Genomic DNA, 25,837 nt, shown 5'->3' with positions numbered 1-25,837 from the left:
ATGCAAACTTTTACACAGGTAACGGCACAAACAGTCACACATTGGTAAATTTTAGATGGGAGAAATACCATTTTGATTTAAATAACCGTGGCTTTATTGGCCTATCTTATTTCGAACACAGCCAAGACTTTGATAGCACAGGCAGCTCAATTTATAACGGCGATAACAGTTGCAGATGATTATGTGGTAACTCGCTTTAGCATCGATTATCAGGCTAGAAACTGGCGGATTAGTGACTTAGCCAACAACCTATTTGATGAACAAGCATTGACAGTAAATAGCCTACAAGCCGCAGTTATGTGGAGGGTTACGACAGAAAAGTGGAAATAGTACCGACAATTGGTAGCGTTAAAAAATGGCGAGTTATTCAATCCAAGCAAAATCATTTTCTACGTTTTATTCTACGCAAAATAAAACGGCTCGCATATTTCTATGCAAGCCGTTGTTTTATTTGGCAGGGGTGGCAGGACTCGAACCCGCAACCATCGGTTTTGGAGACCGCTGTTCTACCAATTGGAACTACACCCCTGTTGACGTGGGGCATTATGCTAAAAGCACTTCCAAAGGTAAAGTACTTTTTATGGCAAAACTCATTAACTGAAGGTTTTTCAAACAAGTTAGGCTATTGCTGTTGATTTAACTGCCACTGAGATTAAAAAGCCATCGCATATTAGCTTAATGACGTAGTAGATACTTAGTTTAGAGCCCATAGGTTAATAGTAACTCGACTAAATGATCCCACAACAAATCAGTTTGATGACGTCGAATAAGTGTGCCGTTTCGGCCATTTTGAGGTTCTTAAGGGTTAAAGACGCGCATTTATCGAAAAAAGATCTGAGTTCGATTTATAAAATCGGCGTTTTATAGTATAAGCATCGTCAATTTCATACACAGCTCGACGGAACCACTCATGTCTGACAAATTTTTCTTCAAGGGTCGTAAAACCCCTAAGCCGAAGCACGAAAGCTATGGCTACAACACTAAGCGTGCCGCTAAACCGGGTACAGAAGCATTACCATTACAATTAATTGTTGCCGACGAAGCGCGTAAACTCGAAGTTGCCGCGATAGTTGCCGAACACCAACTGCTCGCCAATATCGAAGTCAATGCCGACGTCGCTGAAGATATTGTTGAATTAGAAGGTTTATTAAATAAGCCTAAGACCACGACTTTCGAGAAAAAACCGAATCGTAACGAGCCTTGCGTTTGTGGTAGCGGTCAAAAATTCAAGAAGTGCTGCGGCAAGTAAGCGCTTTCATCAGCGTGATATAGATAGGGACTTTTGCTGTAACGCTTTTGTGCGTCGGGAATAGCCCCTTTTCTCCCCTCTTTTTAGTTTCTCTCCCCAAAGCCAATTAATCTTCCAACTTTGAGATAAAAATCCGCTGCAAATCGTTATTCCATAGCTGAATAATTTTGCGGGTCTTTTCTTTATTCCAAAAACATTTACCAAATAAAATCAAACCCGCACCTTCAAAGCAGCGTTTATCTTCTATTTCAAATTGCGCTAATAATGGTTGCTTTATCCCATCGATAGGAATGCCGATATCTTTGCTGTCGGCGGGGTTAAGCCAACTCATCGTCGGGTCAGTGTGGGATATCGTGCCCCAATACATGTGGGGTTTATTGTCGCTTGGGTCCGCATCGGCAAAATTGACAAACAGGTTCTTCGCCCGCCAACGGTATTTTCGCTCAGCGTCTGTGTATACCCAGAGATCCGATTTTGCCAAATCTGTACCGCGCAATAAACTGTGGAGTAACTTTTCGAGCCCTTGGCTAGGCACTCGTTTTTCAGTGGTATGTTCAGCGGTGTTAACTTGGTAGCCTGTTTTCGACTCTTGTATCCGATCATCCACTGACGATGCAACAGACGCTTTCGATGACTCAGGCATAGAGGACAATTTAGGCGTTGGCTCAGTCTTGCTGCTTAATGCCTGTGTTGTCGAAACTTTGTTTGCAGGCGTATGGCGACGAGGTTTACGGCTAAAATCGATCATTAACGCATCGGCATCCACCAGCTGTTGCTGCACTTCAATGGCATCTTGCTCCTCACGGGATTTTTGTGCCGAAGGTTTAAATTCAATGCAATCAGCTTGGTGATATCGCGAGCCAAAACAAGCGGCTTTACCGTCTTTTGAGGCTTTACGGAAATATGCTTTACCACCGCAGGCGGGGCAAATTAACCATTGCCGCAAACGCTCGATATCCTCATCGGGTAATTGTTGAAACTTAAAAACACTATAAGTCGTTCTCGCAATTAAATGATCCTCTGTTTCGAGTTCACAAATAGCATCTAACATAGTGTTCTCCTTTATTTTCGACGGCTGGCAATACCGCTATCTATGCCCAAGCATTAATCCCAAAAGTGATAACACTTAACAGAAGCAAGATGCCAAGTACGCGATAAATCAAACCTAAAGTACTGGTGCCTTGCGAGCTCACATCCGAATGTAATGGCATGATTTTAACTTTTGCAGCATCTTGGGTTTTGTGTTTCATTCTGCATCCTTAAAATATTTCGCCAAGGGCACTATCAAACTTGAAGGAATTAATAATGCGGCTTTTGCGGCACTCGATGCATCATAAAAGGGTGTCAGTTGAGTGATTAACGCGTTGAAGCATTTGAGTGCGGCCAAGGCATCGGCTGCGGCATAATGAATTTGCGCACTGGATAAAGGCACGTGCTGCCAATTTGATAAGGTGACTTTTTTAGGTTTGTCGATACGAGCACCCAAAAGCGCCGCAACTAATTGACGCGTCCCCATTTCCTTCTCCGCTCCAAGTTGAGCCAGTGCCCAATTTAAATCTAATGTTGAGGCGACATTAATGCCCCATTGCCGCCTGAGAGCGTGTGCATCACTGCGTAAACCAACCCCGACTTTGAGTATGGTTTCATCTTCTAATAAGGCTTTTAACTGGATAAATTGCTCTCCCAGAATGGCATGCTGAAATAAATAACAGGTATTCGCTGTCGCGATTTGGATAAGACTCAAGGGGTGTTGCACGCCGCGCTCAAAGCTTGCACGGGTTTCAGTATCAAAACCTAAGACTTGATCAACCTGTAATCGCGCGACAACCGCATCGAACTCCGACGGCTCAACCACCTCGATGCGGACATGTTGAAATTCAAAAGCTGCTAATGCTGCAAGTTCAATATCATCAATACGTGTAGTCAGAGCGATACGTTGCTGCAGCCACAAATACGCCCACTGACGCTGCGCTTGAAGTTGAGTTTTAGCTTTAATCGCATTTTCAGCCTCGGCCGATACCCGCTCACTTTTCAGCGGCTCGGTCAAGGCATTGAGGTTATCAAGATAAGCCGTGCCAGCAGCATCCATTACCGCCATTAACCCATCGGCATCTTTGCCAAACTCTTTACGTAACCAAGCCAACTTACTCAGGGAGACACAGTACTTCATTAACTTCATCGTGCTCATCCTTGATGGTTGATGCGCGCAGCTAGTTAACTACGCAATTTCTGTATTCCTGTCATCGCAATAAGTGCAACAGCGCCAGCAACGACACCAAATAAGCCATTAAGAATACTTGGCGTCAGCACAGCAAACACAGGTCCAACAACATCAATGGCAGCAACCGCTTGTTCAGCATGGTGGATTTGCTCGCCGACTAGGTGTAGGCCATGAGTTAAAATCCCACCGCCCACCATAAACATGGCTGCCGTGCCAATAATCGTTAAACTTTTCATTAATACGGGAGCTGCACTCAATAAACCAAAACCTAATTTACGGTTCATTTGAGTTAATACAGAGGCGCCTTCACGTTGACTCAAGTACAAACCCGCATCATCCATTTTCACAATTGCCGCCACTAAACCATACACGCCTATGGTCATGACTATCCCTATGACAGCTAACGTAAAAAACTGTGTCGATAGGGATTTGTCCGCCACGATACCAAGGGTAATGGCAATAATTTCCGCCGATAACACAAAGTCGGTACGAATCGCCCCTTTGACTTTTTCGGCCTCGTAGGCGGCGAAATCTTTAATCTCAGGTAACTCATTCTCTACTTGGGTTTCGTGTTGTTGCTGGCCTTTTCGATGGCTATAGCTGTGATGCAGTTTTTCAAACCCTTCGTAGCATAAAAACAGTCCACCAAACATTAATAAAGGGGTGACAGCCCAGGGAATAAAAGCACTGATAAGCATTGCTGCTGGCACTAAAATCAACTTATTACGGAATGATCCCTTGGCCACCGCCCACACGACGGGTAATTCACGATCGGCGCTTACGCCCGTCACTTGCTGGGCATTGAGGGCTAAATCATCCCCCAATACACCCGCGGTTTTCTTTGCCGCCACTTTACTCATTACCGCTACGTCATCCAAAATCGATGCGATATCGTCGAGTAAGGTTAATAAACTCGCGCCTGCCATGCTAAATCCCTCTACAAATCATCTATAAACCATTCTGCTTTTGCCATAGTAGCTTAGTTAGATTAGTTGCGTATAGCGAAATGCTTTCCAACTTAACTGCTTAAGTTACTTACGTTATTGGGACTGCTTGCTAATGTGAAAATGCCAGCAATCTAGATCACACCCACGGTGGAATTGCGCCACATTATTTATCGGAAAAGAGTATACTAAGCCCAGAATTTTTTACTCATTTGCCGTTACAGGATGTCAACATGACTCAAGATGAAATGAAAAAAGCTGCCGGTTGGGCCGCACTTAAGTACGTTGAAAAAGACAGCATTGTTGGTGTTGGTACGGGTTCGACTGTGAATCACTTTATCGATGCACTGGCGACCATGAAAGCCGATATCGAAGGCGCAGTCTCTAGCTCTGAGGCATCAACTCAGAAAATGAAAGCGCTGGGTATTCCCGTTTATGACTTAAACAGCGTCGATCGTTTATCTGTCTATGTGGACGGTGCCGATGAAATCAACGACCGCATGGATATGATTAAAGGTGGCGGCGCGGCATTAACTCGCGAGAAAATTGTCGCGGCAGTGGCTGAGAAGTTTATCTGTATCGTGGATAACACTAAGCAAGTCGACATACTAGGCGAATTTCCACTGCCAGTAGAAGTCATTCCGATGGCACGCTCTTATGTGGCGCGTCAACTCGTTAAACTTGGCGGCGATCCTGTGTACCGTGAAGGCGTTGTTACCGATAACGGCAACGTGATCCTCGATGTGTACAATCTTAAGATCCTTAATCCAAAAGAATTAGAAAGTCAGATCAATGAAATAGTCGGTGTAGTGACTAACGGTCTGTTTGCCAAACGCGGTGCGGATGTGTTACTCGTTGGCACCCCTGATGGCGTCAAAACCTTTACTGCCAAATAAGTTAAGCGTAAAAATCCTATCACAGTCACAAGGCTGCTGATGTCAAAATACGCTGTAAAAATGCCAGCCACTTTTTTCAAAGGGCTGGCATTTTTTATGGTTCTTTTTATAGCTCTTTTTTATAGTTCAATGTTATCTGACTCAGCTGCCCATCGCAGACAGCTTATATCAAACGCTGGCTTACCAAGCTCTGGCAACTAGACCTTTTAAGTAGAATCCTTCTGGGAAGGCGCTACCGATAGGGTGATCGCTCGCTTGGCTTAAGCGTTCAATAAACTGGATTTCACGTTTCGCATCGAGCGCGGCATCGGCCACGATTTTTTGGAACAGATCCGCAGGCATTAATCCTGAGCAAGAGAAGGTCAATAACACGCCGCCCGGATTCAATAACTGCAATGCAATCATATTGATGTCTTTATAACCACGGCAAGCCCCGTTTAACTGTGCCTTGTTATCGGCAAACTTAGGCGGGTCGAGCACAATCACATCAAAGGTTTTGCCTTCATCACGGTACTGGCGCAACAACTTGAACACATCGGCTTCGTTGTAATGCACATTGTCATCACTCAAACCGTTCACTTGCATATTGAGGCGCGCTGTCGCCAAGGCGAGAGAAGACACATCGACGTTTTCAATACTGGCAGCACCTGCTTTCGCAGCGTACAGACCAAAAGTCCCCGTGTAGCAAAAACAGTTCAATACCGATTTATCTTTGACAAAACGGGCGGCAATGGCGCGGTTATCACGCTGATCGAGATAGAAACCTGTCTTATGGCCTTTAATCACATCGACGGCGATCTTGATGCCGTTTTCTTCGATAATCACCGGCATTTCAGGCAGAGTGCCGTGCAGTAAACCGGTAACAGGCAGCAGGCCTTCTTTCTTACGGGAATCCACATCGGAACGCTCATAAATAGCGCAATCAGGATATTGCTCAGCCAATAGCTCGACTAAGGTATCGCGCCATAAATCAGCACCTGTGCTCAGTAACTGGCACACCAACACATTGGCATATCTGTCGATGGTGATCCCAGGTAAACCATCGGACTCAGCAGCCACTAAACGGTAACCCGTTAAGCCTTGCTCGCGGATTAGATCGTTACGGCCGATTTGCGCCCGCTGTAAACGTCTGGCAAAAAACGCGCGATCAATTTCTTCTTCGCGATCGAAAGTCCAAATCCGCACTTGAATTTGCGACTCAGGCGACCAAGCACCACGACCTAACCAATGACCATCATGCGCGACCACATCGACTGTCTCACCCGCTTCAGGTTTTCCCTTAATGTTATGAATAGCATTGGAAAATACCCAAGGATGGCGACGCTCGAGTGACTTCTCGCGGCCGGGTTTAAGTTTGATTCTGATAGCCATAGTTGCCTTTAAAAATAGGGCCGCCACTAAAAAAGGGCTGCTGTCTAAAAATGGGAAACGGATGATATACCCAATGTCACCTAAGTGCGAGTACCGAACACGCCGCAGCGCTTATTTACCATCATCCACGGGTGGCCGATCATACCTTATTTTAACGGTTAATTCTGAATGATATTCATGCGAAATGATGTAGGAATGGTTAATGAAACAACGATAACAAAACCGTAGCGAGAAGATGCCTGCGCGATAAAGACAACTGACATGATTTGAAATAAGACGAATTAATAAGTAAACACGAGAACTTAGCTACGTAGCGCTAACTCAACAATGACGGGCGCATGGTCAGTACTGTAGGCGTCGCGTTCATATTCAGGTCTGACTAAGTGTCTATCGCAGGTCTGATAATCCACCACTTGCGCTAAACTGCGGCCATGGCTCGCATCAAACTCACTCGAAAGCAAAATATAATCCAGCACAGAACCTTTGGGGCCATAGTAATGGGTCGCCGCTCGGTGTTCCCTATGGTAAGCGGTATTGCCAGTCAAACTGTCCCTCAAGTTCGCTTCAATAAATAACTCATAGGCATCCTTAAGTTGATACTGAGCAAACACCGCCGCTAACGCCGCATCCGATAAATGCCCAAGGCCAGCGGCTTTAATGTCATTACTGTGAATGCTCTCGCCCTGTATCGTTAACGCATCTAAGGCGCCCATCGACAGACTGTCATTAAAGTCCCCCATCACGATAACGGGATGTTTAGATTCTTGCCTACGTACTAATATGCCATTGAATAATAACGCAGCTTCTGCGCCGCGCTGCATGGTAGATGCCCAGCGGCCTAAGGCTTGCTCTGTGAGTAGTTGGGTTTCTGAATGCAGTTTCATGCTTGCTGCGGGAGCTAAATTATCTAAACTAAGTGGCTGATGTCCGAGAGGCTGATGTTCAAATAGCTTAGGCTCGAGCGCTAATCCGGCACGTTTTGACTTAAAGTGCACCACATAATAGTCACACTTGCCGATATGTGGCACTTCAACGGTTGCGCGCAGCACCTTACGGCTAAAGGCAAATTCACTCGATAATCCCATGGCTGCCACTAAACGCGTATCAGGTTCGACACTGCTGATTTCCACTATGGGATACCGGGAGGCAAGCGCGACCACAGGGCTGCGATAAATGTAATCACTGATAAGAGTTGGCTCATCAACGACCGCAAAATACCCTAGACCTTGCTCACTGGCGATTCGTTTGAGCGGTTCAGGGCTAAACACTTCTTGAAATCCCACAATATCGGGCTGGCGATGGGCGAGAAACTCACTCAACCACTGACACTTTTTCTGCCATTGCCCATGGCTATAGATATTTTCAAAATCATAGTAAGCCAAAGGCGGCTCAATAAAGTTAAACAGATTGATACTGGCGATCTTGATATTCGCGGTGCACTTATGATCGATAGGTGCAGCCATTGATTCCAACTCATCAATATTGTGTGCCACAGCTTAATCCCCCCAAATCTGAATACAGCAATCTATCTTAATCTGACTTAATCTGAGTGAGCACAATGACTCACCGCAGGCACGACAAGGGTATACCCGAAGTGCGCTAATGCCAAATCCCCCATTATGGATAAAGTGTTAACTCATCTCTGGCGACTCAAATACAGCTTACTGAGATAAGTCATACCGTTAAAAACCACAATTCAATATCACAGTTAAATCCGACAACAAAAATCAACCGCTACCAGCCAAAAAACAAACAATCAAACAACAATGATTAGCACGCAAAACCACCAGCACTCCCAACAAAATCACGCAAGCCCAAGAATGATCATAAAACTAACTTTTACTTAAAGTGTAAATTCAAACAAAAACATATGTAATAACATGTGCGGTTGACTTTACATTTCAGTCCCTTAGAATGTGGCGACTTTAATCATTGCGGAGACCCACTGTGGGCACACACATAAGCGACAGTAGATGCCCTGTCCAAAAGACAGGATTTAACGCCTAGCACTAGCCCGCAATATTTGCTGCTACCTGCTAAGCAGGGTAGTAGTGTGAACCATTCTTCACTCAGCCTCCCCCAAAATATCAATCACAGACAATAAGCCTGAGCCTATGGCTGCGCTTTAGCAATTCCAGCATTTTGCTGGGATTCAGTTATGTGTATTTATTGCATCTCAAAGCAAGTTTTTTGCCTCAGTGGACTTCGTTTTCCCTATGGATTTACACCTATGGGTTTACATCTGAGGAGCCTAAATATGGCTTACATAAACAACACATCAATTTTGCGATCTTTATCCTGTGCAAGTATCAGCTTGTACTACAGCATGAGTGCGGCGGCATCCCATCTCGAAGTAGATGATCCGGCCCTCGCGGAGCGCTGTGAATTAGAAATGGGCTGGCAACAACCTAGGTCGGATCATGCTGGCCCACAATTAAACGCGGCCACGACTTGCAGCCGCAATCAATGGGAATGGCATTTAGGATTAGCGTCCAATGCCAATGACGATATTCGTGAGGAGCAAGCAGAGGTCGGCATTAAGCTACCACTCAACTTAAACTCCCACTCAGATCCAGAGCAGCAACAGGATGATTGGCACAGCGCACTGGTGATTAACTTGCAGAAAAACCTCGATGCCAGTAACGAATTAGCCACCGAAGTCTTCGGCATTTTTGGCAAAACCTTAGGCGATTCTGATGTCAGTCTCTATGCCAATTTAGGTTTTACCCATGAATTTAATCAATCAAACCAATTACTTGTGGGTATCGCGGCAGCGTATGAACTCAGTAGTCACCATCGCGTGATAGCCGAGATTTATCAAAAAGAATTGAGCGAGACTACCTATCAGTTCGCTTATCAACACACACCGCAACAACAGCTACAGCTGGAATTGAGCTTAGGCAATGCCCTTCGTGGCAACGCGCTGCAACTTGGCGCAGACATCACTTTTTACTTTGGTCACTAGATCGTTGAGAGAATGAACTATGAACATGAATAACAGCACAAACAACACTAAAAAAATCATCCATAACCTGCAAATGATTATCGAGCAACGCAGTGCCAGCGCCATGGCTGAATTAGCCGAAAAACGCCACCCAGCCGATATTGCAGCCGTATTTAACGTCTTTAATCAAGCTCAACAAGTCCTATTATTGCAACTGGCCTCACCTAAGGTTTGCGCCAATTTGTTTCGCTACCTAACCGATGAATTGCAAGCCAGCTTAGTACAGCAATTAGATAAAACCACGCTATCTGCGCTACTGGTTCACATGGCTGCAGATGAACGTGCCGACCTCTATAATCTGCTCGATGAAACCCAGCAAGCGGCGATTTTACCTGCGCTAGCATTGGCCAAAAGGGAAGATATGCGCACCCTCGCCGCCTATGATAAAGCTAAAGTCGGCGCGGTCATGACTTCGGATTACACATTACTGAATAGCCGCCATACTGCGGCAGAAGCCATCGATACCCTACGTACTGAAGCGGCAGATAAAGAAACGATTTATCAAACCTATGTGGTGGATATGCTAGGCCGCTTAATAGGAACTGTATCTTTAAGGCAGTTATTGCTGGCGCAGCCGCACGAGCGAGTGGTCGACTTTATGAAACCCGATCCTGTCGCGCTTGATGCCAATGCCTTTCGCGAAGAAGCGGTGCAGATGATCGCCCATTACGACTTAATGGCGCTGCCAATAGTCAATGGCAAAGGCCAGCTCGTCGGTATCGTCACCTATGATGATGCTATGGATATCGCCAGCTCACAGGCGGATCTTGAGTTCACAAAAACCGCGGCCATAGGCAATATCGACCATAACCTAAAGACTGCCAGCATAGGCTTACTTTACCGCAAGCGCGTGGTTTGGCTGGTAATCTTGGTGTTTGGTAATATTTTCTCGGGAGCGGGGATCGCCTTCTTCGAAGACACCATTGCCAGTTATGTCTCTTTAGTCTTCTTCCTACCTCTGCTGATCGATAGCGGCGGCAATGCGGGCTCACAATCGTCGACCTTAATGGTACGCGGCCTAGCCACAGGGGAAGTGGTTCTCAAAGATTGGTTATCTATGCTAGGGCGCGAGTTATTTGTCGCCGGATTATTAGGAGCCAGCATGGCAGCGGCAGTGTCCTTGCTAGGATTTTGGCGCGGCGGACCTGAAATCGCGCTGGTTGTGGCACTCACAATGCAAATTGTGGTGATTATTGGCAGCTTGATTGGTATGTCATTACCCTTCTTGCTGAGCAAGTTAAAGATGGACCCTGCGGCCGCTAGTGCGCCACTCATCACCTCCATCGCCGATATCATAGGTGTACTCGTGTATTTCAGCATAGCCACTGTGGTGCTCGACTTACCTATGCCATAAACCTAAGACCTCAAAGTGAACCAAGCTAAGTTAACCTTAGCGTGGTTCACTTATCATTCGATAGTACTAACCCATTTATGGCAAAGCATAAAAGCTTCAATAACCTTAAAAAAATTAAGAATAAAGCTTAAAGATCAGTTAATATTTCCATACCTGAATCGTTTTACTTTTTATTAACATTGCAGTATTTACCGCTGAGCCCAGTCACAGTAAGTCGATAAGCAATAGTGATAGTCCTAGCGACTTGAGAGGTTTTATATGTGGTTTAATTCCCAGCTCAAAGCTGAAAATCAGGCGCTTAAAGAGCGACTCATCCAACTAGAACGCCAACACCAAAATGAAATAGATGAACTGCGTGGCATGATCCGTGAAAATGAGACCATGCAGCAACAGTCGCGCCAAAATGCAGACCACTACACTGAAGTGATCGCCTGCCAAAACCAAGGCGGAGATATGCTTAATGCCGTACGCGAAGGCTTAGCCAGCAGTGCCGAATTACTCTCTGCGGAAAAAGAATCACTGTCTGAACTCAATCACGTTTTTGATCAAACCCGTGTGGCCATTGCTAATTTTAGGCACTAGAGCGACTTATATTAATGATCAAGCATCGAACAGCATGAAAGCTGTCACAGAACTCGATGCTACGACCTCTTCAATCAATCAATTTGTAGCAGCAATTCAAGGAATTTCAGAACAAACAAACTTATTAGCATTGAATGCCGCCATTGAAGCCGCCCGTGCAGGCGAAGCGGGACGGGGGTTTGCCGTGGTGGCCGATGAAGTGCGCCAACTTGCAAGCAAAGCCCATGAAGCCAGTAGCCATATTGAAAAGCTCGTGAAACAAATCGTCGCGCAAGCGGCTGAAATTAAAGAAATTGTTCATAATAATCAAAGTAGTGCCGTTGATGTAGCCACCTCATCAACCCAAATTGGCCAAGTCGTTGAAGATGTCCTGCAACGCTCAAAACAAATGCAGCACGTTATCCATAACGCAGCCACAGCGTCATTCTTGAATACCACTAAGCTCGACCACGCAGTCTGGAAAAGTAGCGTTTATCAATTAATTGAAAAACCACAGCATAACCACAATGTGAACTCACACACTGAGTGCCGCCTAGGGCAATGGTATTTCAAAGGATTTGGTGCCGAGAATTATCAGCATTTAAGTAATTTCAAAGCATTAGATGCACCACATAAAGCGGTACACGAGGCAGGAAAAGCGGCGCTCAATGCGAGACAAAAAGGTAATTTGCCTGAGATGGTCAAACAACTGCACTCAATGGAAGACGCCAGTATGCGTGTTGTACATTGCATTGATAACCTTATGCGAGATGTATATCGAGCGTGATATATAAGCACAGAAAGATAAGCTATCACCCATAAATAAGCCTACCTAAGAGCGCCATACAATCGCTCTTTTTTTATCTTTCAAAACGGTATAGTAAATTTAATCTTAGAAAATGAACCCCTAGCTATACTTGATTTAAGCACAGCCTTCATCTTTAATCGTTTCAAGAGCAAGCAGTGAGACTCAATTATAACATTCTAATTTTTAGGGTTATTAATGAAATTAGTCACAAGTTTATTGTTATCACTCACCCTTAGCAGCGCAGTTTCTCTTCGCGCGCAGCCGCTCAACATCTATACCGAAGAATGGTCACCAATCAGCTTTTCTGTCGATGGCAAACCCGATGGTTTAGCTGTACAGGTAGTACAAGAAATTCAAAAGCGCATAAACAACCCAGATCCAATCAAGGTAGTACCTTGGGCTCGCGGCTGGAAAATGCTGACCGAGCAACCTAATACTGTGTTGTTTACTATGACGCGCACAGCAGAAAGGGAGCAAATGTTTACTATGATTGGGCCTGTTGCTGTCGGCACGACTAATTTTTATGCCTTAAAAAATAGCGGTATAAAAATAACCACTATAAATGATGCAAAGACGGCTAAGGCAATTGGTGTCTATCGTGCCTCGGTGGAAGAACGCCTATTGCTCGAACTGGGATTTACGAATGTTGCGGCCTCATCCGAGCCCTTATTGAGTGCAAAACAATTGATGAAGCAACGTGTCGATCTTTGGTGTAATGCCAATCTCACCGCGCCGAGTATTCTGTCGGATGCAGGCGCGAGCATTGATGATGTAGAGTCGCTCTTCACGATTAGTGCTAATCATCTTTACATTGCCTTCTCACAAGGCACGCCCAATGATGTGATCGAACAGTGGAAAAACAGCCTAGAAGCGATAAAAGCAGATGGCACCTTCGCAACGATTTACCATACTTGGCTCCCCAACGATGCGCCGCCAATGAAGACCGAACGTATCGGGTTTAGCAACTAAACCCATTGCTCTAAATTCTACGTGCTAAGTGATGAGTGCTGAGAGCTAAACTCTATTGCTCTTTTAAAAGCGCTTAAAAAGGACACTCACAAACCCAGTCGATACGCTCACCCGTGATAGGATGATTAAACGCTAAGCGGGTCGCATGCAGCATTAATCTGCTGCTCGTCGTATTAGTGATATCAGCTTCATCTGCATCAGCCTTATCAGTCACGCACTCACCCACGCCGCCGTAGAGATCGCACCCCAGTATTGAGTGACCCAATTGCTGACTGTGGATCCGCAGTTGATGGGTTCGGCCAGAAACAGGGATAAATTCGACCCGCGTGGCGAAAGGTTCAGTTAATCGTTCCAGCACCTGATATTCACTGATCGCAACTTTGCCTGTGCTATGGCAGATCTTCTGCAGTGGGAAATGCTCACTATCTTTAGCGATCGGCAGATTAATCACCCCGCTGTCAGCGGCTAAATGCCCGTGCAGCAAGGCGGTATAACGCTTTTCAACCGTGCGCGCCTGAAACTGTTTTGTCAGCAAACCATTCACGCTTTTATTCAGCGCCACCAGCATGATACCGGAAGTGCCAAAATCGAGCCTGTGCAGCAAAGTGGCCGTCGGAAAATCCTGCACTAAACGATAATGCACCGAGTCGAGATTCAGCGGATTCTTTCCCGACAAACTCAATAATCCGCTCGGCTTATCAATCAGTAGAATATCGCTATCTTGATAGAGCACGCGTATTTGCCCGAGGCAAGGCGGCGCAATAAAAGTATCGACTTTGGCAAGGCTATCGGCTGGCGCTGACATAATTTTCTCAGGCAACATAAGTAGAAGATAAAATGAACGAAGCGCTCAAAATTGACGAAATAATAAGGCCGCATAACCTAAGTTATGCGGCCCTCTAATTAACAACATTAACGCTATAGCTTATTTAGCCAGTACGCGCAGATGCAGTTCTTGTACTGACGTCACGTTAGTACGGTCATCGGCGGCATGGGCCATACAAGTGGCGAATGCAGCATTCATGGTCGTCGTGTAGTTAACTTTGTAACGCAGTGCACCGCGGCGCAATTGACGAGAATCTTCAATCGCTTGGCGACCTTCGGTAGTGTTCACGATATAAGTGTATTCACCATTCTTGATGCGATCGAGAATGTGTGGACGCCCTTCGTGTACCTTGTTCACTAAACGTGGGTTGATACCCGCTTCGCCTAGGATAACCGCAGTACCATGAGTCGCATCGATTTGATAACCGAGCTCAATTAACTTAGCCGCTAAATCGGCAACGCGTTTCTTATCGCTGTTACGCACAGACAATAATGCACGACCCGACTTAGGCACCTCAGAAGTCGCACCTAACTGCGCCTTAGCATAGGCTTCGGCGAACGTATCGCCCACGCCCATGACTTCACCGGTAGAGCGCATTTCTGGGCCTAACAGTGGGTCAACACCTGGGAACTTATTAAAGGGCAACACCACTTCTTTCACTGAGTAGAAAGGTGGGATCACTTCTTTAGTGAAGTTTTGCGACGTTAAGCTTTGACCCGCCATCACACGCGCGGCAATCTTAGCTAAAGGCACACCCGTTGCTTTGGACACGAATGGCACTGTACGGGCAGCACGTGGGTTAACTTCAATCATATAGATTTCGTTATCTTTCACGGCGAACTGTACGTTCATCAGACCGACAACGCCGAGTTCCATCGCCAACTTGCCGACTTGAACGCGCATGCGATCTTGGATTTCTTGGCTTAGCGTGTAGGGAGGCAGTGAACAACCTGAGTCACCAGAGTGAACACCCGCTTGTTCGATATGCTCCATAATCGCGCCAATCACCACGATTTCACCGTCACATACTGCGTCGATATCCACTTCAATCGCATCATCTAAGAAACGATCGAGCAATACTGGCGACGCGTTCGATACGCTCACGGCTTCGTTGAAGTAACGCAGCAAATCTTGCTTGTCGTAAACGATTTCCATCGCGCGGCCGCCCAGTACATAGGATGGACGCACAACTAGCGGATAACCGATACGCTCAGCGGCAATCACAGCACCTTCAACCGTAGTCACGGTATCATTTTCAGGCTGCTTCATCTCTAAGCGTTGAATCGCTTGCTGGAAACGCTCACGGTCTTCGGCGCGGTCGATGGCATCTGGGCTAGTACCAATTACAGGTACGCCAGCAGCTTCTAAGGCACGGGCCAATTTCAATGGCGTTTGACCACCGTACTGCACGATAACGCCCTTTGGCTTCTCGATACGGACGATTTCTAATACGTCTTCCAGTGTGACGGGTTCGAAGTACAGACGGTCTGAAGTGTCGTAGTCGGTTGAAACGGTTTCAGGGTTACAGTTCACCATGATGGTTTCATAACCGTCTTCACGTAGCGCTAACGCCGCGTGCACACAGCAATAATCGAACTCAATACCTTGACCGATACGGTTTGGCCCGCCACCTAACACCATGATTTTGTCACGGGTCGATGGGTTAGCTTCACATTCTTCTTCATACGTTGAGTACATGTAAGCCGTGTCTGTTGCAAACTCAGCCGCACAGGTATCTACACGCTTATAGACTGGATGCAGGTCGAACTTATCACGCAGCTTACGTACTTCGGCTTCGTTCACGCCTAATACATCGGCCAGACGCGCATCGGCAAAACCTTTACGTTTCAGTTTGCGCAGTAAGTCGATATCCAGACCCGCCAGACCCGCTTCAGCAACAACACCTTCGAGCTGAACCAGCTCTTCGATTTGCACGAGGAACCAAGGGTCGATATTGGTCAGTTTAAAGATTTCATCTAAGCTCAGCCCCGCACGCATCGCATCGGCTATGTACCAAATACGGTCGCAACCAGGCTCTTTCAGCTCGTGGCGAATACGCGACATCGCCTCAGGTTTAGACATGTCTGTGACAGGATCTAGACCGTTACGGCTAACTTCTAAACCACGTAATGCTTTTTGCAGTGACTCTTGGAAAGTACGGCCAATCGCCATCACTTCACCCACAGACTTCATCTGTGTGGTTAAGCGATCATTGGCGCCGGCAAACTTTTCAAAGTTAAAGCGTGGCACTTTAGTCACAACGTAATCGATAGCAGGCTCGAATGATGCTGGCGTGCGACCGCCAGTGATGTCGTTCATCAGCTCATCAAGGGTGAAACCAACCGCTAACTTAGCGGCGATTTTCGCAATCGGGAAACCTGTTGCCTTTGATGCCAATGCTGAAGAGCGCGATACCCGAGGGTTCATCTCGATGATAACCATACGGCCATCTTTCGGGTTAATACCAAACTGTACGTTCGAACCGCCTGTCTCAACACCAATCTCACGCAGTACGGCCATAGAGGCGTTACGCATGATTTGGTATTCTTTGTCAGTCAAGGTTTGCGCGGGTGCAACTGTAATAGAGTCGCCCGTGTGCACACCCATAGGATCGAAGTTTTCGATAGCGCAGACGATAATGCAGTTATCGTTGCGGTCACGGACCACTTCCATCTCGTATTCTTTCCAACCGATCAGCGATTCGTCGATCAGCAGTTCACTCGTTGGCGATAACTCTAAGCCCTGTGAACAGATCTCTTCGAACTCTTCCCTGTTGTAAGCGATACCGCCGCCTGAGCCACCCATAGTAAAGGATGGGCGGATAATGCAAGGGAAACCCACTTGATCAAGTACGCCATAAGCTTCGTCCATATTGTGGGCAATGCCCGCGCGTGGACAATCAAGACCAATACTTTTCATCGCTTTATCAAAGCGGCTACGGTCTTCAGCTTTATCGATAGCATCGGCAGTCGCGCCAATCATCTCGACGTTAAATTCTTTTAGTACGCCTTTGGCTTCAAGTTCTAATGCGCAGTTCAGTGCGGTTTGGCCGCCCATGGTTGGCAGAATCGCATCTGGGCGTTCTTTAGCAATAATGTTACGGACCACTTCCCAGTGAATCGGCTCGATATAAGTGGCATCGGCCATTTCTGGATCAGTCATAATGGTGGCAGGGTTAGAGTTCACCAGAATGACACGGTAGCCTTCTTCACGCAGCGCTTTACACGCTTGTGCGCCAGAATAGTCAAATTCACATGCCTGACCAATCACGATTGGGCCGGCGCCTAGGATAAGAATACTCTTTATATCTGTACGTTTTGGCATTGCTTCTCTCTTCTCCTAGCTAGCGTACTACTTGGCGTTCTGACGGTATATGTCGATTAGCTCGATAAAGTGATCGAACAGCGGGGCGGCATCGTTCGGGCCAGGGCTCGCTTCAGGGTGACCTTGGAAGCTGAACGCGGGCTTGTCCGTGAGATGGATACCTTGGAGTGAACCATCAAACAGCGACTTATGCGTCACCTTAATATTGGCGGGTAAGGTCGTTTCATCGGCAGCAAAACCGTGGTTTTGACTGGTGATCATCACGTTACCTTTCTCGATATTGCTCACAGGGTGGTTTGCACCGTGATGACCAAACTTCATCTTCAAGGTTTTTGCACCTGAGGCCAGCGCGAGTAGCTGATGACCTAAACAGATACCGAAAATCGGCGTGTCGGTTTTCAGAATTTGTTGAATCGCTTCAATCGCGTAATCGCATGGCTCTGGATCGCCAGGGCCGTTCGAAAGGAACACACCATCGGGATTCATCGCTAACACGTCGGCAGCTGAAGTTTTAGCAGGCACTACGGTGACGTCACAACCGCGGTCCACTAACATGCGCAGAATGTTTTGCTTAACGCCGTAGTCGTAGGCTACTACTTTGTATTTAAGCTCATTTGCTGGCGTATCTTCTGGTAAGCCGCCCACTAAACGCCAACTACCTTTACGCCATGGATAGGCAGTTTTAGTCGTGACTTCTTTAGCGAGATCCATGCCTTTTAAACCGGGGAAAGCTTTGGCAGCAGCGAGCGCTTTTGCTTCGTCTAAGTCTGCACCTGCCATAATACAACCGGCTTGAGCACCTTTTTCACGGAGAATACGAGTTAACTTGCGGGTATCGATATCTGCTATGCCAACGACATTGTTCGCTTTGAGATAATCACTTAAGCTTTGTTGATTACGGAAACTACTTGCGATGAGCGGAAGATCACGAATGATAAGACCACAAGCGTGAACCCCATCGGATTCAATATCTTCATCATTGGTACCAGTGTTGCCTATGTGTGGGTAGGTTAATGTTACAATCTGGCGTGAGTAGGATGGATCAGTTAAAATTTCTTGGTATCCTGTCATGGAAGTGTTAAAAACAACTTCACCAACAGAGAGACCATCGGCACCAATTGCTGTGCCAGAGAATACAGTTCCATCTTCGAGTACGAGTAAGGCAGACTTTGTCAACGCGACCTCCATAAAGAGCCAAGCCACTGAAATATAATGTTTTTATGTTATGTTAAGATACCAATTTCCGCTAATTTACGAAATTTTGACAAATTCCAGCGAGTTTACAGTAAAAACGCGAAACCGTCCACCCACTGGTAACTGGGTGCAAAAAAAAACGCCATATCGGCGTTTTTAATATTAATGCAAACCTAAAACCTGCTGCATATCATACAAGCCCGGCTTTTGCTCCACGAGCCAGTGGGCGGCGCGCATAGCGCCGTTAGCAAAGGTCATACGGCTCGAGGCTTTATGGGTGATCTCTAAACGCTCACCGATATCGGCAAACATGGCCGTATGTTCACCGACTAAGTCACCGGCACGAATAGTCGCAAAACCGATAGTTTCACGGTCACGTTCACCAGTGATCCCCTCGCGGCCATACACTGCACATTTCTCAAGATCGCGACCTAAGGTCTTAGCAATCACTTCACCCATTTTCAGGGCTGTACCCGACGGCGCATCTTTTTTGTGTCTGTGGTGACCTTCGATAATTTCGATATCCGTGTAATCACCCATGACTTCGGCAGCCAGTTCGAGCAATTTCCACATCAGGTTGACACCCACAGACATATTCGGCGCCATCACTACCGGCGTTTGCTCGGCAAAGGCATTGATCTGTTCTTTTTGAGCATGATTGAAACCGGTTGTGCCGATCACCATGGCTTTCTTATGGCGCACACACCAATCTAAATGGACAATACTGGCGTCTGGCGCAGTGAAATCAATCAAAACATCAAAATCATCGGTCGCGTAATCCAGCGAATCCATGATCATGACCTTTAATTTACCCACACCAGCTAGCTCACCCGCATCCACGCCCACTAAACTAGAGCCAGCGCGCTCAATGGCGGCACCCAGTAAAATATGGTCGTGATTGTAGGCCGCTTCAATAAGAGTGCGTCCCATACGACCACCGGCACCGACGATTGCCACTCTCACTTGTCCACTCATTTCAATCTCCTCAATCTTTCTTTGTATTCCATAAGAAAACGCCTAAGACAGGCTTAGGCGTTTTTTCAATATTAGATGATATCTAATAATTCAACTTCGAATACCAAAGTTGAATAAGGAGGAATCGATGCCCCCGCGCCGCGCTCACCATAAGCTAAGTGATGTGGCACAAATAATTTCAACTTAGTGCCTACTGGCATCAGTTGCAGTGCTTCAGTCCAGCCAGCGATAACGCCAGAAACGGGGAACTCAGCAGGTTGGCCACGAACTACAGAGCTGTCGAACACATCACCATTGATGAAAGAACCATGGTAGTGAGTACGAACAGTATCTTCGTAAGTTGGAGTCGCACCGTCACCTTGGACTAATACTTCGAACTGCAGACCAGAGTCAGTCACAGTCACGCCATCACGCTTAGCATTTTCAGCTAAGAAGGCATCGCCTTCAGCAGACGCAGTAGCAGCAGCTTGCTCTTGAGCAGCTTGAATACGACCGCTAATTTCAGTGAAAGCAACTTGCAGATCTTGCATAGACACAGCACTTTCTAAACCGGCAAACGCATCGGCTAAACCCGCTTGAACGGCTGGAATATCCACGCCATCAAAAGAATTGGCGGCCAGTTGCTCACCCATTTGACGGCCTACACCGTAGCTTGCTTGCTGTTCAACAGTACTGAATTTATCAGACATAATTAACGACTCTCAATTATCAGTGGAATTTTGCGCGCCAGTTTACCATAGTTCAGCGAGCTATGCTGATAAACTGACTGCTTATTTAACTAAGGAGGCTTTTTTACACACTTATTGCGTATTTATCCAAAAGCATAAATAGGTTAAGGACACATATCTCTCCACAAACGACAGCGAACACTCACCAAACGGGCACTTAGATCTTAAATAGACTTCAGCTTATTTCGGCGCCACACATTGATTCTTCGCCTGCGCTTTAGCACTGGCATAAAGTGGCTGCATCTGTGCTTGCAATTGTTGTAGCTGAGCAATGCGATTACTGTTCGATGGATGGGTCGATAATAACTCCGGCCCTTGGCTACCGCCCACCTTCGACATATTCTGCCATAACTCAACACTCTGAGCCGGATTGAAACCCGCTCGAGCCATTAACTCTACGCCCATGATATCGGCTTCGCTCTCTTGGGCACGGCCAAAGGGAAGAATCACCCCTACCTGAGCACCGAGTCCCAATGCCGACATATATAAGTCGCGATTCGACACACCACTCGCCCCTAGCGCTGCATCGGCAATCTGCATTCCAACGCCCGTTAACTGTCCACGGGAAACCTGCTCGTTACCATGTTGCGCCAACACATGCGCGACTTCGTGACCGAGCACAGTAGCAAGCTGATCAGGTCCCTTAGCGACCTTAAGCAATCCGGTATAAACCCCAATATGCCCACCCGGCAGAGCAAAAGCATTAACTTGTTCAGAGTCAAACAAAACCACATCCCAGCGCTGGGTTTGGTCCGGCAGCACTGCGGTAATACGATTAGCGACACAATTGACGTATTGTGTCAGCTTTTTATCACTACTCACTTTTTGCTGTTTTTTCATTTCCTCGAAGGAGGAATCGCCCATCTGCTGCATTTGCGCCGCTGAATACAACAAGGTCTGCCCTCGCCCCGTTGGCGATTGCGTGGTCGCACAGGCCGATAATCCGAGCACGACCGCCATCCCCACTAAGCCTAAACGCATTGATTTCATGTGGCACTCCTTAAATCCCATGACGGGCGTGAAGATCTTTGAGCCAACAGGGACTCAACTAATGGAAAGATTTTACTGAGATAGACAAGATAAGCCAAATAGAGAAACACTGGCGGCGCGCGTTAGCGATACTTTGCACCTAAAAGGAATTAATACTCTTCCTTTAACAAGGCATAGACGAACTCATCGCCCCACGCGCCTTTAAAGAAGATGTTTTTCACATAATGGGCTTCGCACCTAAAGCGGAGTTTTTCGAGTAAGCGACAGCAGGCAAGATTTTGTGCATCGGTGATAGCAATGACTCTATGCTGATGCAATTCAATAAAGAGGTAATCCAGCAATGCGCTGACGGCCTCAAAAGCAATGTGTTTACCTTGATGTTCAGGCGCAATCGTAAAGCCAATTTCCACCTGCCGCTCATCAATAAAGTGCAGCGCCAGATCGCCAACTAATTGGGTTGGTGTAGTTCCCGACGCGCCACTGACAATCGCAAGCTGAAACCAAGTATCAACCGCACCAAATTGTGCATAATCCATCTTCTCGAACAACGCGAGTGCATCGCTATTGCAGTAATCCGTCCAGCTTTGATATTTGGCGACCATAGGGTCGGCTCGATAGGCGGTAAAAGCCTCAAGATCCGCTCGCTGGAATGGCCTAAGTACAAAGTGCTCGGTCGTTAAACCGTTATTCACCACTTTATGAAGTGCTTTGCTTAACGCCAATGTCGATCCCATGACTTAGTTCCTTAATGTAAATAAGTCACTAAGTTACACCCAGAGCGAAAGTGATAACAGCGGCCAATGCGCTTTATTCTGTTATCAGTTTAGTGATTGAGGCACGCCGAGCTTGAACGCTATGAATAGCTTCAAACTCAGCGCTTACCTTTAAACTCTTTAGCGCTGTGCTTATTGATGCTACGGCGATTCGCCTGTTTATCACGCGGTGGTCGCTTACGCTCAACCTTGCTCTCTGCGGTGCCATCACTAGTATTTTCACTCGGCTTATCCGTTACCGGAAAGTCAGCCAATAATGCCAGCGGTAACTCCCGCGCGGTTAAACTGCGAATTGCCGTTAGGGTGGCCATTTCACCGTGGCACACGAGGGAAATCGCCAGCCCATTTTCGCCAGCGCGCGCGGTGCGGCCAATGCGGTGCACGTATACAGGCGCACTCATGGGCAAATCCAAGTTGATGACCACAGGCAAGGCATCAACATGAATGCCGCGCGCCATCAAATCTGTCGCCACTAATACTTGGATACGATTGGCTTTAAAGTCGGCCAAGGTTTGGCTGCGAATGGTTTGCTCTTTTTCACCGTGCAGCGCGGCGACTTTCATCCCCGCTTTAGCGAGTCGTTTAGCGACGGCATCGGCATCATCACGGGCGCTGATAAACACCAGCACCTGCGGCCATTGATACTGTTTTAACAGCGCAATCAATACCTGCGCTTTACTGCCCTTATTGACTAAATAGAGTTGTTCTTCGATTTCACCTGCCACTGAATTCACCTTGTGAGCTTCGACCCGCAGCGGCTTATTCACCAGTAGCTTGCCCGCCAATGTATCCAAAGCCTCGGGCAAGGTGGCAGAAAACAACGAGGTTTGCTTAAGCTTAGGCATAAACGCCATCAGCTTTTGCACATCGGGCCAAAACCCCATTTCCAACAGACGGTCAGCCTCATCCAGCACAAGATGTTTTATCGAATCGAGGCTGACGTGGGACTGTTTACATAAATCCAGTAAACGCCCAGGGGTTGCCACTAATACCTGCGGCTTGGCTGCAAGTTCGGCTAATTGGTCTTCCAGCGCGACTCCACCACACAGAAGCTGAATGTTCAACGAAGTCGATAACTGACTCGCCACTGTTTGCAGCGCCTCAGTCACTTGCAGCGCTAATTCCCGTGTTGGCACCAGCACTAACGCCAGTGCATTTGGAGGCTGTACAGACTTAGCGCCCTGCAACTGTGTTTGCTGTTGCAACAAAATTTGTTGTAGGAGTGGCAAACCAAAGGCTAAGGTTTTCCCGCTACCGGTTTGTGCTAAGGCTAACAAATCCCGTCCTGCAAGAATGGCCGGAATCGCCAATTGCTGCACCTTTGTCGGATGTTTAAGACTTGCAGGCAAGGCCTTAAGTAACGCCGAATTTATGCCAAGCTCAGCAAAAGTTAACGACTCAGGGGAAGAAGAAAGCTCGGGAAAGGTCATCACAGCACCGGATCAAAACATGGGAGCGAAAGTTTACTGAGAGTTGCCTTTGAATACCAATGTTGTTTCGGCTTTTACGCAAGCCTTGGCACAGTTTGCAACGCTACTCATTACAACGGTACGGTTTGCAACGATACAGTTACGGCATTTGCGTTACGCAGCTAAGAAAGTCTAGTTTTAAACTTCGATTGAATTTCTAAACCAAAGGTCAAATCAATAGCCGACCTAAAGAGAATCAACTGCAATCCCCTCTTGGATCTCCACTGCCAACAAGGTCCTTGTCTAACGGCCTGTTCGCAGGAATAGGTGAATGACTGTCGCTTAGGTGTTCGTGGTTTATCTAAAAAGAGACTCCAGCTGCATCTTTCTTATGTGCGCAAAGTTAACGCAGGTGATGGGATGGTAGATTTTAATCCCACAGCTTTCGTGAGCGCTTATGGTAGAATCCCGCCCAATCAGCTTTATGAATGTGCAACACAACTCATTTGTTTAACTGAACGTAGTGGAACACTACCGTGATTAACTAAATGAGGAGAACAGATTATGAGTAAGTTAAATGCCGAAGAACGTAAAGCCCGCGATAACGCCCGTTTTTCACAACGCGTCGATGAACGCCGCACAAAAGGCGAAGACGTGGTCGCCTACGTGCTAGGCAACAAGCTCGCGTTTAAGTTTCTGACTAAACCAGAGAGACACGAATTTAAACAAAGAGAAGCGGCACTTGAAGAAGAAGCCAAGCTTAAAAAGCAGCAAGCATTTCAGCTTAAAACCGAGCAAGAATTAGAAAAAGCCGAAGCCGCATTTACTGTTTCAGAAGAGTAACCTCTTAGGTTTCCAAACTTCGTTTGGATTTTCGAATCAAAGTCAAAATCTACATCAACGCCGTGGCGCTTCACCCCTGATTTTTTATTAAGAAATCGACCAAGGAGGACTGCTCGTTATATCCTCCTTGGATGCTCCATGACGAACAACCTCCATGTCTAACTGCCTGTTCGCCATTCCAGACTCTCGTTCGAAACGCTGCTACGCAGCACTCACCCTAGCGAAGTTACATGCATTGCTCTTTCATTAATAACATCAAGGTCCCATACTTCAACAAAAATCACCTAACAACTCAGATGGCACATCCATGTCCCCCGAAACTGCGCCATCATCCATGATGTCGCCACGGCCCCACCCAAACAACTAAGAACTATCTCCATATTTCGACAACTTCGCAGGGAAAAGTGAACTCCTGTAGTTGCAGTCTTAGCTGTTAGTCTCAAAAGAAATCTGCCTGTTCTTCTTTTAAAAATGTGAAATAGCTTTGAATTTTGTAGACAAAAATCGACTTTAGGCGGTGCTGGAAGGGCATAGAAAGACGGCTTAGCAAGGAGAAAGCTCGGGGGGAAAAGCGCCTCTATCAAGAGCGCTTGGCATTAAGGGACACGCCCCTTAATAATCCCGATTAATTAAGTGCTGATTGAATAGTAGCTTTGAGCATTTCTGTTGCGATAGTTGGCAGCATTTTATAAGGAAGAGTACTAGCCTCAATTTTTAGACGTTTAAAAATTGAGTCATTTTTTAATGCGGCTAAGTATTGATGTCCTGAAGCTGTGCAACTAGCAACTTTCCACTTTTCAAATTTATCAGTATCCGTTCGTATAGATTCAACTGCATCTACTAGATTTTCTTCAAACATTAGTTTGATGTTGTAAGAAACATGCTCATCTGTAAATCCATCCACAGTTATGGATTCATGGTTACTGAATCCCTCTTTTTCTTCTAAAAAGATAAGAATTGCTTTTTGTAGCTCTAAATTGGGTTTCATAGATTGCTCATATAGTGATTAACACATGATGAATATCACACAACAAACATGGGATGTAAAGTTGACAAAAATTTAATCACTTTTAAATCAATACGTTAAGTTGACATTGATGTAGCATGGTTTTAAGTTCAAAGTGTCAACTGGGTTTCGACTTCGCACAATACAAATTATGCAAACTCAGCCCTACAAAAAGTAGCTTTACATAATTTGTCATCATATTGTGTGCAGTGATCTTGCATATTTGTGCTGCATCTTGGTTAAATCCATCAGTTTGAGCTTTATCCGCAACAAGATTAATAATGGCTTGAATTTCTTCCCGTATCTGACGGTTCCCAAGGTTGGTAGTCACTAAATCTGTATCTCGAAAAATCAGACAGGCATAACTTTTATGCCGGAACGTCATAGTTGCC

23 protein-coding genes, 1 tRNA gene and 1 pseudogene are annotated in these 25,837 nt (G+C 46.4%); 9 read left to right on the top strand and 16 right to left on the bottom strand.

Translation table 11 applies throughout. The features are described from left to right. Nucleotides 1-452: 452 nt before the first annotated feature. Nucleotides 453-529, bottom strand: a tRNA-Trp gene (locus L5M11_RS01850). Between the two features lie 381 nt (nucleotides 530-910). On the opposite strand from L5M11_RS01850, the gene L5M11_RS01845 reads away from it, so the two are divergent. Continuing rightward, complete coding sequence (locus L5M11_RS01845; protein ID WP_263149149.1) at nucleotides 911-1,249, top strand: PBPRA1643 family SWIM/SEC-C metal-binding motif protein; 339 nt, start codon at nucleotides 911-913, stop codon at nucleotides 1,247-1,249. A 106-nt stretch (nucleotides 1,250-1,355) separates the two neighbouring features. Here L5M11_RS01845 and L5M11_RS01840 read toward each other — a convergent pair whose 3' ends face one another. Genes L5M11_RS01840 through L5M11_RS01825 form a run of 4 tightly spaced genes read right to left on the bottom strand, consistent with a single transcriptional unit; the run spans nucleotide 1,356 to nucleotide 4,396 of the window. Further along, nucleotides 1,356-2,300: a hypothetical protein gene (locus tag L5M11_RS01840; RefSeq protein ID WP_105251671.1), complete on the bottom strand. Its 945-nt coding sequence runs from the start codon at nucleotides 2,298-2,300 to the stop codon at nucleotides 1,356-1,358. A 40-nt stretch (nucleotides 2,301-2,340) separates the two neighbouring features. Beyond that, the gene (locus tag L5M11_RS01835) at nucleotides 2,341-2,499 is read right to left on the bottom strand and encodes a hypothetical protein (RefSeq protein WP_173243196.1); all 159 of its coding nucleotides are present in this window, start codon (nucleotides 2,497-2,499) and stop codon (nucleotides 2,341-2,343) included. Next, nucleotides 2,496-3,428 (bottom strand): 3'-5' exonuclease, encoded by a 933-nt coding sequence (locus tag L5M11_RS01830; protein WP_263191192.1) that lies wholly within the window; start codon nucleotides 3,426-3,428, stop codon nucleotides 2,496-2,498. Before L5M11_RS01830 ends, L5M11_RS01835 begins: the two co-directional genes overlap by 4 nt. Nucleotides 3,429-3,463: 35 nt before the next feature. Beyond that, nucleotides 3,464-4,396: a DUF808 domain-containing protein gene (locus L5M11_RS01825; RefSeq protein WP_219255308.1), complete on the bottom strand. Its 933-nt coding sequence runs from the start codon at nucleotides 4,394-4,396 to the stop codon at nucleotides 3,464-3,466. A gap of 251 nt (nucleotides 4,397-4,647) precedes the next feature. Here L5M11_RS01825 and rpiA point away from each other — a divergent pair, with 251 nt between their 5' ends. Next, entirely contained in the window at nucleotides 4,648-5,310 is a 663-nt protein-coding gene (gene rpiA, locus L5M11_RS01820; RefSeq protein ID WP_028761507.1) for a ribose-5-phosphate isomerase RpiA, read from the top strand. Nucleotides 5,311-5,490: 180 nt separating this feature from the next. Here the strand turns inward: rpiA and L5M11_RS01815 are convergent, their stop codons facing one another. Together L5M11_RS01815 and L5M11_RS01810 are read right to left on the bottom strand one after the other, a co-directional pair. Beyond that, nucleotides 5,491-6,681, bottom strand: a complete 1,191-nt coding sequence (locus tag L5M11_RS01815; protein WP_011788387.1) for a class I SAM-dependent rRNA methyltransferase — start codon at nucleotides 6,679-6,681, stop codon at nucleotides 5,491-5,493. A 302-nt stretch (nucleotides 6,682-6,983) separates the two neighbouring features. Continuing rightward, entirely contained in the window at nucleotides 6,984-8,174 is a 1,191-nt protein-coding gene (locus L5M11_RS01810) for an endonuclease/exonuclease/phosphatase family protein (protein ID WP_263191191.1), read from the bottom strand. A 764-nt stretch (nucleotides 8,175-8,938) separates the two neighbouring features. Here L5M11_RS01810 and L5M11_RS01805 point away from each other — a divergent pair. From L5M11_RS01805 to L5M11_RS01780, 6 genes and pseudogenes are all read left to right on the top strand, one after another. Next, nucleotides 8,939-9,646, top strand: a complete 708-nt coding sequence (locus L5M11_RS01805) for a hypothetical protein (protein ID WP_263191190.1) — start codon at nucleotides 8,939-8,941, stop codon at nucleotides 9,644-9,646. Between the two features lie 19 nt (nucleotides 9,647-9,665). Then, nucleotides 9,666-11,039: a magnesium transporter gene (mgtE, locus tag L5M11_RS01800; RefSeq protein WP_263191188.1), complete on the top strand. Its 1,374-nt coding sequence runs from the start codon at nucleotides 9,666-9,668 to the stop codon at nucleotides 11,037-11,039. Nucleotides 11,040-11,297: 258 nt separating this feature from the next. After that, nucleotides 11,298-11,621, top strand: coding sequence for a hypothetical protein (locus L5M11_RS23940; protein WP_263191187.1), 324 nt, complete (start codon nucleotides 11,298-11,300; stop codon nucleotides 11,619-11,621). Next, a pseudogene (locus tag L5M11_RS23935) lies at nucleotides 11,527-11,985 on the top strand (methyl-accepting chemotaxis protein); the annotation flags it as partial. The gene L5M11_RS23940 and the pseudogene L5M11_RS23935, both read left to right, overlap by 95 nt. Nucleotides 11,986-12,009: 24 nt before the next feature. Further along, nucleotides 12,010-12,387, top strand: coding sequence for a CZB domain-containing protein (locus tag L5M11_RS23930; RefSeq protein WP_263186850.1), 378 nt, complete (start codon nucleotides 12,010-12,012; stop codon nucleotides 12,385-12,387). A gap of 216 nt (nucleotides 12,388-12,603) precedes the next feature. Beyond that, a complete protein-coding gene (locus L5M11_RS01780) occupies nucleotides 12,604-13,377 on the top strand; it encodes a substrate-binding periplasmic protein (protein ID WP_263191186.1) in 774 nt (257 codons plus the stop codon). A gap of 73 nt (nucleotides 13,378-13,450) precedes the next feature. Here the strand turns inward: L5M11_RS01780 and L5M11_RS01775 are convergent, their stop codons facing one another. From L5M11_RS01775 to L5M11_RS01740, 8 genes are all read right to left on the bottom strand, one after another. After that, a complete protein-coding gene (locus tag L5M11_RS01775; RefSeq protein WP_263191185.1) occupies nucleotides 13,451-14,182 on the bottom strand; it encodes an RluA family pseudouridine synthase in 732 nt (243 codons plus the stop codon). Between the two features lie 120 nt (nucleotides 14,183-14,302). After that, entirely contained in the window at nucleotides 14,303-17,527 is a 3,225-nt protein-coding gene (gene carB / locus L5M11_RS01770; protein ID WP_105251663.1) for a carbamoyl-phosphate synthase large subunit, read from the bottom strand. 27 nt (nucleotides 17,528-17,554) lie between these two features. Next, nucleotides 17,555-18,715 carry a glutamine-hydrolyzing carbamoyl-phosphate synthase small subunit gene (gene carA / locus L5M11_RS01765; protein ID WP_263186845.1) on the bottom strand — a complete coding sequence of 387 codons (1,161 nt, stop codon included), beginning with the start codon at nucleotides 18,713-18,715 and terminating at the stop codon, nucleotides 17,555-17,557. A gap of 168 nt (nucleotides 18,716-18,883) precedes the next feature. Continuing rightward, nucleotides 18,884-19,696 (bottom strand): 4-hydroxy-tetrahydrodipicolinate reductase, encoded by an 813-nt coding sequence (gene dapB, locus L5M11_RS01760; protein WP_006082785.1) that lies wholly within the window; start codon nucleotides 19,694-19,696, stop codon nucleotides 18,884-18,886. A 71-nt stretch (nucleotides 19,697-19,767) separates the two neighbouring features. Next, nucleotides 19,768-20,385 (bottom strand): FKBP-type peptidyl-prolyl cis-trans isomerase, encoded by a 618-nt coding sequence (locus L5M11_RS01755; protein ID WP_263186846.1) that lies wholly within the window; start codon nucleotides 20,383-20,385, stop codon nucleotides 19,768-19,770. Between the two features lie 219 nt (nucleotides 20,386-20,604). After that, nucleotides 20,605-21,414 (bottom strand): M48 family metallopeptidase, encoded by an 810-nt coding sequence (locus L5M11_RS01750; RefSeq protein ID WP_263186847.1) that lies wholly within the window; start codon nucleotides 21,412-21,414, stop codon nucleotides 20,605-20,607. 149 nt (nucleotides 21,415-21,563) lie between these two features. After that, complete coding sequence (locus L5M11_RS01745; protein WP_263186848.1) at nucleotides 21,564-22,148, bottom strand: GNAT family N-acetyltransferase; 585 nt, start codon at nucleotides 22,146-22,148, stop codon at nucleotides 21,564-21,566. A gap of 137 nt (nucleotides 22,149-22,285) precedes the next feature. Further along, the gene (locus L5M11_RS01740; RefSeq protein WP_263186849.1) at nucleotides 22,286-23,617 is read right to left on the bottom strand and encodes a DEAD/DEAH box helicase; all 1,332 of its coding nucleotides are present in this window, start codon (nucleotides 23,615-23,617) and stop codon (nucleotides 22,286-22,288) included. A gap of 543 nt (nucleotides 23,618-24,160) precedes the next feature. Here L5M11_RS01740 and L5M11_RS01735 point away from each other — a divergent pair. Next, nucleotides 24,161-24,439, top strand: coding sequence for a DNA polymerase III subunit epsilon (locus tag L5M11_RS01735; RefSeq protein WP_263191184.1), 279 nt, complete (start codon nucleotides 24,161-24,163; stop codon nucleotides 24,437-24,439). Nucleotides 24,440-25,064: 625 nt separating this feature from the next. Here L5M11_RS01735 and L5M11_RS01730 read toward each other — a convergent pair. Next, nucleotides 25,065-25,427, bottom strand: a complete 363-nt coding sequence (locus L5M11_RS01730; RefSeq protein ID WP_263186656.1) for a DUF2513 domain-containing protein — start codon at nucleotides 25,425-25,427, stop codon at nucleotides 25,065-25,067. Between the last annotated feature and the right edge of the window lie 410 nt (nucleotides 25,428-25,837).

Source organism: Shewanella sp. SM87 (assembly GCF_025653705.1).
Classification (GTDB): Bacteria; Pseudomonadota; Gammaproteobacteria; order Enterobacterales; family Shewanellaceae; genus Shewanella; species Shewanella oncorhynchi.
This window is presented reverse-complemented; position numbering and strand designations above follow the sequence as displayed.

What these genes read in the sequence shown, in the direction of transcription:
- L5M11_RS01735 (WP_263191184.1), top strand. Translation starts at nt 24,161, where the DNA reads ATGAGTAAGTTAAATGCCGAAGAACGTAAAGCCCGCGATAACGCCCGT.
- L5M11_RS01740 (WP_263186849.1), bottom strand. Translation starts at nt 23,617, where the DNA reads ATGACCTTTCCCGAGCTTTCTTCTTCCCCTGAGTCGTTAACTTTTGCT.
- L5M11_RS01840 (WP_105251671.1), bottom strand. Translation starts at nt 2,300, where the DNA reads ATGTTAGATGCTATTTGTGAACTCGAAACAGAGGATCATTTAATTGCG.
- L5M11_RS01805 (WP_263191190.1), top strand. Translation starts at nt 8,939, where the DNA reads ATGGCTTACATAAACAACACATCAATTTTGCGATCTTTATCCTGTGCA.
- L5M11_RS01750 (WP_263186847.1), bottom strand. Translation starts at nt 21,414, where the DNA reads ATGAAATCAATGCGTTTAGGCTTAGTGGGGATGGCGGTCGTGCTCGGA.
- L5M11_RS01830 (WP_263191192.1), bottom strand. Translation starts at nt 3,428, where the DNA reads ATGAAGTTAATGAAGTACTGTGTCTCCCTGAGTAAGTTGGCTTGGTTA.
- L5M11_RS01815 (WP_011788387.1), bottom strand. Translation starts at nt 6,681, where the DNA reads ATGGCTATCAGAATCAAACTTAAACCCGGCCGCGAGAAGTCACTCGAG.
- L5M11_RS01780 (WP_263191186.1), top strand. Translation starts at nt 12,604, where the DNA reads ATGAAATTAGTCACAAGTTTATTGTTATCACTCACCCTTAGCAGCGCA.
- L5M11_RS23940 (WP_263191187.1), top strand. Translation starts at nt 11,298, where the DNA reads ATGTGGTTTAATTCCCAGCTCAAAGCTGAAAATCAGGCGCTTAAAGAG.
- L5M11_RS23930 (WP_263186850.1), top strand. Translation starts at nt 12,010, where the DNA reads ATGCAGCACGTTATCCATAACGCAGCCACAGCGTCATTCTTGAATACC.
- carB (WP_105251663.1), bottom strand. Translation starts at nt 17,527, where the DNA reads ATGCCAAAACGTACAGATATAAAGAGTATTCTTATCCTAGGCGCCGGC.
- carA (WP_263186845.1), bottom strand. Translation starts at nt 18,715, where the DNA reads ATGGAGGTCGCGTTGACAAAGTCTGCCTTACTCGTACTCGAAGATGGA.
- L5M11_RS01730 (WP_263186656.1), bottom strand. Translation starts at nt 25,427, where the DNA reads ATGAAACCCAATTTAGAGCTACAAAAAGCAATTCTTATCTTTTTAGAA.
- rpiA (WP_028761507.1), top strand. Translation starts at nt 4,648, where the DNA reads ATGACTCAAGATGAAATGAAAAAAGCTGCCGGTTGGGCCGCACTTAAG.
- L5M11_RS01755 (WP_263186846.1), bottom strand. Translation starts at nt 20,385, where the DNA reads ATGTCTGATAAATTCAGTACTGTTGAACAGCAAGCAAGCTACGGTGTA.
- L5M11_RS01745 (WP_263186848.1), bottom strand. Translation starts at nt 22,148, where the DNA reads ATGGGATCGACATTGGCGTTAAGCAAAGCACTTCATAAAGTGGTGAAT.
- L5M11_RS01835 (WP_173243196.1), bottom strand. Translation starts at nt 2,499, where the DNA reads ATGAAACACAAAACCCAAGATGCTGCAAAAGTTAAAATCATGCCATTA.
- L5M11_RS01825 (WP_219255308.1), bottom strand. Translation starts at nt 4,396, where the DNA reads ATGGCAGGCGCGAGTTTATTAACCTTACTCGACGATATCGCATCGATT.
- mgtE (WP_263191188.1), top strand. Translation starts at nt 9,666, where the DNA reads ATGAACATGAATAACAGCACAAACAACACTAAAAAAATCATCCATAAC.
- L5M11_RS01775 (WP_263191185.1), bottom strand. Translation starts at nt 14,182, where the DNA reads ATGTCAGCGCCAGCCGATAGCCTTGCCAAAGTCGATACTTTTATTGCG.
- L5M11_RS01845 (WP_263149149.1), top strand. Translation starts at nt 911, where the DNA reads ATGTCTGACAAATTTTTCTTCAAGGGTCGTAAAACCCCTAAGCCGAAG.
- dapB (WP_006082785.1), bottom strand. Translation starts at nt 19,696, where the DNA reads ATGAGTGGACAAGTGAGAGTGGCAATCGTCGGTGCCGGTGGTCGTATG.